At 43.3% G+C, this 7862-nt stretch carries 8 protein-coding genes; all 8 read right to left on the minus strand.

Translation table 11 applies throughout. The features are described 5' to 3' along the window. Positions 1 to 21: 21 nt before the first annotated feature. Entirely contained in the window at positions 22 to 1983 is a 1962-nt protein-coding gene (locus STRDD04_RS03270) for a PTS fructose transporter subunit IIABC (protein WP_062199308.1), read from the minus strand. Then, the gene (gene pfkB / locus STRDD04_RS03275) at positions 1980 to 2891 is read right to left on the minus strand and encodes a 1-phosphofructokinase (RefSeq protein WP_062199310.1); all 912 of its coding nucleotides are present in this window, start codon (positions 2889 to 2891) and stop codon (positions 1980 to 1982) included. Before pfkB ends, STRDD04_RS03270 begins: the two co-directional genes overlap by 4 nt. Continuing rightward, positions 2888 to 3631: a DeoR/GlpR family DNA-binding transcription regulator gene (locus STRDD04_RS03280; protein ID WP_062199311.1), complete on the minus strand. Its 744-nt coding sequence runs from the start codon at positions 3629 to 3631 to the stop codon at positions 2888 to 2890. The genes pfkB and STRDD04_RS03280 overlap by 4 nt, the downstream gene beginning before the upstream one ends. Before the next feature lie 150 nt (positions 3632 to 3781). Beyond that, on the minus strand, positions 3782 to 4753 hold the full coding sequence (locus tag STRDD04_RS03285; protein ID WP_062199313.1) for a CPBP family intramembrane glutamic endopeptidase: 972 nt from the start codon (positions 4751 to 4753) through the stop codon (positions 3782 to 3784). A 13-nt stretch (positions 4754 to 4766) separates the two neighbouring features. Further along, the gene (locus STRDD04_RS03290) at positions 4767 to 5396 is read right to left on the minus strand and encodes a TIGR01906 family membrane protein (RefSeq protein WP_062199315.1); all 630 of its coding nucleotides are present in this window, start codon (positions 5394 to 5396) and stop codon (positions 4767 to 4769) included. After that, positions 5389 to 6159 carry a TIGR01457 family HAD-type hydrolase gene (locus tag STRDD04_RS03295; RefSeq protein ID WP_062199317.1) on the minus strand — a complete coding sequence of 257 codons (771 nt, stop codon included), beginning with the start codon at positions 6157 to 6159 and terminating at the stop codon, positions 5389 to 5391. The genes STRDD04_RS03290 and STRDD04_RS03295 overlap by 8 nt, the downstream gene beginning before the upstream one ends. An 11-nt stretch (positions 6160 to 6170) precedes the next feature. Further along, entirely contained in the window at positions 6171 to 6911 is a 741-nt protein-coding gene (locus STRDD04_RS03300; protein WP_062199318.1) for an acyl-[acyl-carrier-protein] thioesterase, read from the minus strand. A 3-nt stretch (positions 6912 to 6914) separates the two neighbouring features. Further along, the coding region (gene hemW / locus STRDD04_RS03305; RefSeq protein WP_062199320.1) for a radical SAM family heme chaperone HemW at positions 6915 to 7862 on the minus strand (948 nt) is incomplete at its 5' end.

Here is a 7862-nt window from a genome sequence, read left to right on the forward strand (position 1 = left end):
ATCTTCATTCAGTATTAAAGATTATTTTTCCAATGGCTTGCGCAGGAATCCAAAGATAATACCGCTGACTACTGCACCAATCAAGACATACACAAGGTAAAGGATTGGGTTGTTGGTCAAACCGATTACGAAGATTCCTCCGTGAGGAGCCATAAGTTTGATGCCAGATAGACCGACAAGCGCACCTGTAAGAGCTGATCCTACAATAAAGCTTGGAATAGCGCGGGCTGGGTCAGCAGCTCCAAAAGGAATCGCACCTTCTGTGATGAAGGAAAGCCCCATGACAATGTTGGTCAAACCTGAATCACGTTCTTCGGCAGTAAATTTATCTTTGAAAAGAAGAGTTGCAACGAATACTGCAAGCGGAGGAACCATTCCTGCTGCCATAACCGCTGCCATGACTGGAGAACCACCAGTTGAAACAGTGCTTGCCAGTGTACTTGTACCAAATACATAGGCTGCTTTGTTAACTGGTCCACCCATATCAACTGCCATCATACCTCCGACCAAGAGACCGAGAAGGACAGCAGAACTTCCGCTCAGACTTGCAAGGAAATCATTGAGAGCTGTGTTGATAGCTGACATAGGGATATTGACTGCCAGCATCAGGAATCCAGTCACTAATACACCAAGAAGTGGCAAGAGCAAGATTGAGCGAATACCTTCAAGTGAGCGAGGCAGACCAGCAAGAAGCTTGCGAAGGACTAAAATCACACCACCAGCCAGAAAACCGCCAACTAAAGCTCCGAGGAAACCAGATGACACACCTGCTAAAGAGAGTGTCTTTTCACCACCCGCAGCATAGGCCACACCACCAAAGGATGCACCGCTGCTAGCAATCGCTCCAGCTACGAAACCGGATACCAGACCTGGTTTTTCAGCGATTGAATAAGCGATGTAACCAGCCAAGACTGGCAACATGAACCCAAAGGCTGCTGCACCAATTGCTTTAAACTGAGCCGCAATTTCATGATAGCTTCCTAGGTTGGAAAGTTGGTCTTGTGGCACCCCTAAAATCTGATCCAGCAAGAAAGCGATGGCAATCATGATACCGCCCCCGATAACGAATGGCAGCATTTGTGATACCCCACTCATCAAATGCTTGTAAAAGGCTCCGCCTAGACTCAGTTTTTCATTGCTGCTTGCTGCTACAGCGCCACCATTGGCAGCCTTGTATACTTCAGCATTTCCTGAAAGGGCTAGATTGATGAGTTCTTCTGTCTTGCGGATACCGTCTGCAACGGGACGATTGATTAAAGGCTTTCCGTCAAAACGATCCATTTCAACAGCCTTGTCCGCTGCGATGATGACTGCTTTCGCTTTTTTGATATCTTCTGCTGTCAGTTTGTTGCCGACTCCGCTAGCACCATTGGTTTCAACCTTAATGCCAACACCCATTTCAGCAGCCACTTTTTGCAAAGCTTCTTGAGCCATATAAGTATGGGCAATCCCTGTCGTACAAGCTGTAACCGCTACAAGGAAGTCCCCTCCCTCAGTTGCAGGAGCAACAGTTGCTGGTTCAGTTGCCTTTTCAGACGCTTGGTCAAAAAGAGCAATAACTTCATCTGGCGAAGATACCTTACGCAAGTTGTCAGCAAAACCATCTTTCATTAGGTATTGGGACAATTCAGCCAAGGCAGCCAAGTGAGTATCGTTAGCACCTTCTGGAGCAGCAATCATAAAGAAGAGATCCGTCGGCTGGCCATCCAAACTTTCATAGTCGACACCTTTATTTGACTTTGCAAAGAGTACCGTTGCTTCTTTTACTGCAGCATTTTTGCTGTGAGGCATGGCAATTCCATCACCCAAACCAGTTGAAGTCAGGGCTTCACGCGCAAGAATTCCTTCCTTGAAAGTTTCAAAATCTGTCACATAACCATGTTTCACAAGACTTTGAATCATCTCTTCGATAACTGCTGTCTTCTCAGTTGCCTGCAAATCCATCAACATGACATCTTTTCTCAGTAAATCCTGAATTTTCATCTTTTTTCTACCTCTACTTTTTCATAAGTTTCTTTGATGTAATCAGCTGTCGCCAAATCATCTGAGAAGGTGGTGGCTGTTCCGCAGGCTACACCCCATTTGAAGGCCTCTACTGCATCGCCTGAACGGACGAATTCTCCAGTAAAGCCTGCCACCATGGAATCTCCAGCCCCGACAGAATTTTTCACATTTCCCTTGATGGGCTTAGCAAAGTAAGCACCAGCCTGAGTCACCAGCAGGGCACCGTCACCAGCCATAGAAATAATGACGTGTTGGGCACCCTTGTCTAAGATTTGACGGGCGTAGCTTTCAATCTGATCCAAGTTTTCCAGCTTGACACCGAAAATATCACCTAGTTCGTGATTGTTGGGTTTAACCAAAAGCGGCTCAAATTCTAAGGAATCCAGCAAGGTTTGTCCTTCAAAGTCGCAGACTACTTGAGCGCCAGTTTTTCTGGTCAAGCCAATCAGTTCCTTATAAACAACATTTCCTAGATTCTTAGGACTGCTGCCGGCAAAAACTACCGTATCAGCTGGAGACAATGAAGAAAGAATTTCCTTGAGCTCAGCTAGCTTTTCAGTGGAAATTTCTGGACCGGGTCCATTAATCTCTGTTTCAGCATCCGCCTTAATTTTGACATTAATACGCGTATCCTGATCCACTTCGACAAAATTGCTGGCAATCCCTTCGCTGATCAAGTTGTCTGTGATGAATTTCCCAGTAAAGCCGCCAATAAAGCCTGTCGCTGTATTTTCAATTTCTAGTCGTTTGAGAACACGACTGACATTGATGCCCTTACCGCCGGCAAACTTATCATCACTGTCCATCCTGTTGACACTACCTAAATTGACCTTGTCCAAGCGGACGATATAGTCAATGGAAGGATTTAGTGTGACTGTATAAATCATACTTCTATTACCTCCGTTTTTTCTTTAATCTTTTGAATCACTTCAGATTCAATTTGATTCGTAATAAGCCTTGCACGCGAAATCGGAGCGACTTTTACAAAAGATGCCTTCCCCAGCTTTGAAGCATCAGCCAAAATATAGGTTTTCTTAGCATTTTCCAAAATAGCCCGCTTAACCGCTCCTTCTTCCATATCCGGAGTCGTGTAAAAGGAACTATCAATGCCATTCATCCCTATAAAAGCCTTATCAAAATTTAATTGACCAATCTGATTCAAGGCAACACCGCCAATACTGGCATCTGTTGAGCGTTTCACGACACCGCCAATAATAACAGTGGGAATATTCCGTTCAACTAACTTAGTAGCATGGTGGATAGAGTTGGTTACCACTGTAACGCTTGGATCATGTAATTCATTGACTAAAAGCTCATTGGTCGTGCCGGCATCAATAAAAATCACGTCGTATTCCTGAATCAAATCTGCTGCTTTTTGAGCAATTTTGGTCTTTTCTTGAATGTTTTTGATAGATTTTTCTTGATTGCTTTCTTCTTCTTGCAAAAAATGAAGACTCTCCGCACCACCGTGAACACGTCTTAACTTACGCTCGCCTTCAAGCTCATCCAAATCTCTTCTAACAGTTGATTCTGAAGTGTTTAAAGCTTGCACCAGATACTCTAAAGAAACAAATTTTTCTTTAGTCACAGTTTCTAGTATGACCTGCTTTCTCTCCGACTTCAGCATAGAACACCTCCTCTGCAATCGATTACACTTATATTATACATGATTTAAAATCAAAGTCAAGCATTTTCTGTCATTTTCTTTCAAAATATAATTCATTTATCTAAAAATACAAAAAAGAAGCCTGCTCAGACTTCTTTTCTATTTGATTCATTATCTAGAGTTGATATAAATGATGAGGATTGGTAAAACGGCAGAGAGAATACATAAACTTGAAAATACCCAGAACCAGACCGACTTAAAGGCCTGCCTATATGTCCCTGGTTGAGGTCTATTTTCATCGATATACACTTTAATCTTAGGCCAATTCAGAATAAGCACAATCAATACTACCGTAGACCCTGTAGCCATCAATAAATAATTGACGATATCAACAATTCTTTCTGGAATATAGTTGGTCAGGAAATCAAGCCCTTCTGCTATTACCAAGTTATTGAAGATATGGAAGAAAATCGCCCAGAAAATAGAATATTCAAAAGCGATATATCCGAAACCCAGACCGATTATGGTGGCAAAATAAAGCTGATATAGATTTTCGTGAAAGAGACCAAAAAGAAGTGCTGTCATGATAATGGCAAATACCTTCCCGTACTTTTCCAAAGCCCGCAAGCCCGCTCCTCGGAAAATCATTTCCTCCGTAATCGGTGCCATTATCGTTGAATAGATAAACATGGTGACGCTTCGAGAACTAAAATCCTGTGATATAATCTCAGAAAGATCCAAACCAAAGAGTGATAAAACACTCTCCATGAATTGAGTCGTCAAGGCGCTACACAATTGAGCAAAAAATAGAAAACAAATCATGAAAAAGAAGACTTTGGCAGTCATTTTATTATTTTTCTTGCGCAAATCTTGAGTAAACAACTGCTTTCCTCGGAAAATTGTAAAAACTAAAATACCTAGGCAAGAGGCAATAATATAAGCTCCACCGTCCGACTCCATAAATTTCGTTACAATTTCCTCTGTCTTGGCCAAATCAAAATTCTGTTGCGGGAGGACCAAAAGAATTGAGAGGAAAGTATATATAAAAATAACCACAAGCATCACGATAGAGTAAGTAAAACAGGCTGCTGAAAATCGTCCTAGATCTTTTTTAGGATTTAAAGGTTCGGGTATATAATACATAAAATCTCCTGTGTTAAGTTTGCTCCTTACCCTTTCTGCTCAAGAAATACAAGGTCAAAAAGATTCCCTCATAAAGCAAAGCAAAAAGAATAAAGGCGTGCATGAAAAATTCTTCTGGCAAAATCCAGATAACTGGATCCTTGGCTGGATCAAATAGCCATGTATTGTCTCCAGCAAAGAGAACTTGATGAAAGAGTGTGAAAAAACTGTTAAAACCAATCAAGCCAGCCAAGCAAATCATGACAAATGGCAATACGCTCAAGATAAACAAACTTCTTTGATAAAGGGCTAAAAATCTCTTTTTGACCACTTTTTTGATAAAGAGGATGAAAGTCGGCAAGGTTAAGACAAAAACAGCCTGTGCCAAATGAAAGAGATACTTAACCGCCTGGAAATGATACAGACCTGCTGCTGACGAGCGAAAATCCGGCATCGCCAACTTCTGACTAAAAGGATTGGTCAGGTAATTCATCAAAATATTAAAATTATACTGAATGGTCTCTGCTTTCAGATGAACCTTGTCCGGCAAGTTGAAATAAGAAATCTCCATCGGATATAAGAGCCAAGCCAGATAAATGGTCAGCAAGATAGCTGCTGCCAGCAAGCACAAGACGCTGGCTGAAAATCTTAACTTATCACGCATCAAAGTCCCACTCCGCTAAACTAGACAGGACATGCGTCGGTTGGATAGGAAGACTTGGCACCTCTTCTGGCAGGGTAAATCCTGTCGTAACCAAAAGTGTCGGAATCCCATTATCAATCCCAGCTCGGATATCTGTCAAATAGTTATCACCGACCATGACCACTTCCTCACGCGCCAGCCCTAGATGCTCTATCGCTTTTTCCATGATAATAGCGTTGGGCTTGCCGATAAAGGTAGGCTGAACCCGAGTGGCTGCTTCCAAGAGGGCGTTGATAGCACCTGCTCCCGGCTGCAGACCTCGCTCCGTCGGAATATTGAGATCAGGATTGGTCCCGATAAAGTGAGCACCTTTTTGAATGGCCAGAGTCGCTATTGTCAGCTTCTCATAGTCCACTTCCCAGTCCAGACCCACTACCACATAGTCAGGATTTTCTGTATCCTCTATATATCCAGCTTCTTCAATGGCATGTTTAAGTCCGACATCACCGATGACGTAGACTTTCTTGCCCAGATTTTTCTCCTCCATATAGTCAATGGTAGCTAAGGTTGCTGTGTAAATAGTCTCAATCGGTGTTTCAATATTGAAATTTTCAGCCAGCATAATCTGTACAGCTTCTGGCGTGCGAGTAGTATTATTGGTCACGAAAAGATAGGGAATATTGCGCTTCTGCAACTCATGCACAAAAGCTTCACCAGCCGGAATCCGGCTCTTGCCCTTATAAATCGTACCGTCTAAATCAATCAAATATCCTTTATAAGTCATTTCTATTCTTCCTAATTTTCTTGTTTAAACTCTTGCCAAATCACTAAAGCCTGGGCATTGACTTCGCCGTCACTGGAAATCTGGTGATTGCTCTGCAAACCTACTAGGTCATAGCTAGAAGCAATCATACCGCCCGGACGGACTTCCTTGACATACTTGAGATGGACTTTCTTGGGAATGTGCTGGGTGAGGAAATCTGCACCCATGACCTCAAAGATCCAGTCCAGATACTTGCTATTGTTGACATGTCCGTTCATATCTAAGTCGTAAAAGCGCACATGGTAGTCCTTGCTGACAGGGTTTTCCAATTCAGGGTACTTGGGACCGCGCAGTAATTTCTTGGAAAAGTCAGACTGGTATGGCGCTACAATCTCTGGATCCACAGCACGAACCTTGCGGCTATCCCGATCCATAAGAACAAAGGTTGCCATCATCTTGATAATGGCCTGACCTGCTTCATCAAAAATCGTGAAGCGACGGTAGCAAAAGAGCCGATTGTAGGTCAAAGCTTCTGTTTCAATGGTAATTTCCTCTGCAAAGCGTGGCAGACGTGTCACATCAATATCGTAGTCCGTGATAATCCAGACCAGATTATACCGCTCCAGCATATCCTTGTCACTGATGCCAAGCTCGATCGACTGCATCCCCGATACCTGCAAGGACAGCAGGATAACATCTGGCAGCTTGATATGGCCGTTCATATCTGCCATATCAAAAGGAATTTTCATTTTCATTTGATAAGTTAAGCCCATGATTTACTCCAATATAAATTTCTCAGCAACCGTATCGCCCAAAAAGAGGCCTTGTTTGGTCATGCGCACGATATCTCTGTCTGGCACTAGCAAGCCCTGCTCAGTCAGTTCAGCCACAACAGCTCCGTACTGGTCTTCAAAGGAAAGACCGAATTTTTCCTCGAAGCGCTTTTTAGATACACCTGACTTCTTGCGCAGTCCTAGAAACATCTCTTCTTCCATCTTTTCTTGCAGCGTCAGCACTTCTTCCTGCACACGGGTATTGCCCGCTTCCACCGCCTGCAGATAATGACGAATTGGCCCGTGGTTTTTATAGCGAACACCATCGACATAGCCAGATGCTCCCGCTCCAATACCATAATACTCCGCATTGTCCCAGTACATGAGATTGTGGCGGCTCTCAAAGCCTGGCTTGGAAAAGTTGGAAATCTCATAATGCTCAAAGCCTGCTTTTCCCAGCTCAGCTATAATGTAGTCAAACATCTCCGCTTCCAAATCTTCCTTGGGCAGAGGCAGCTTCCCTCTCCGCATCCGATTCATGAAGACCGTATGGTTTTCCAAAATCAAGCTGTACAAACTCATGTGAGGAATATCCAGAGCAATAGCCTTGGCTACATTGGTTTTCACATCTTCCATGGTCTGCTTGGGTAGGGCATAAATCAGGTCAATCGAGATATTGTCAAAACCTGCTTTTTTGAGATTAGCAATATTCTCATAGATGTCCTTTTCCAAGTGACTGCGACCAATCTGCTTGAGCATGCGGTCGTTGAAAGTCTGTACACCCAGAGAAACCCGATTGACAGGTGAGTCTTTGAGTACAGCAATCTTCTCTTGGTCCAAGTCTCCAGGATTGGCTTCAATGGTTAGCTCCTCAAGATAAGACAAATCAAGCTTATCCGTCAGCTTTTCCAGTAAAAAAGCCAACTGAGGCGCAGATAGAGCTGTCGGAGT

Origin of the sequence: Streptococcus sp. DD04 (assembly GCF_001578725.1) — a bacterium.
In the GTDB taxonomy this organism is placed as follows: domain Bacteria; phylum Bacillota; class Bacilli; order Lactobacillales; family Streptococcaceae; genus Streptococcus; species Streptococcus sinensis.

Excerpts from the sequence above, each read along its gene's own strand:
- STRDD04_RS03300 (WP_062199318.1), bottom strand. The coding sequence starts at position 6,911 with ATGGGCTTAACTTATCAAATGAAAATGAAAATTCCTTTTGATATGGCA.
- STRDD04_RS03290 (WP_062199315.1), bottom strand. The coding sequence starts at position 5,396 with ATGCGTGATAAGTTAAGATTTTCAGCCAGCGTCTTGTGCTTGCTGGCA.
- STRDD04_RS03280 (WP_062199311.1), bottom strand. The coding sequence starts at position 3,631 with ATGCTGAAGTCGGAGAGAAAGCAGGTCATACTAGAAACTGTGACTAAA.
- STRDD04_RS03285 (WP_062199313.1), bottom strand. The coding sequence starts at position 4,753 with ATGTATTATATACCCGAACCTTTAAATCCTAAAAAAGATCTAGGACGA.
- STRDD04_RS03270 (WP_062199308.1), bottom strand. The coding sequence starts at position 1,983 with ATGAAAATTCAGGATTTACTGAGAAAAGATGTCATGTTGATGGATTTG.
- STRDD04_RS03295 (WP_062199317.1), bottom strand. The coding sequence starts at position 6,159 with ATGACTTATAAAGGATATTTGATTGATTTAGACGGTACGATTTATAAG.
- pfkB (WP_062199310.1), bottom strand. The coding sequence starts at position 2,891 with ATGATTTATACAGTCACACTAAATCCTTCCATTGACTATATCGTCCGC.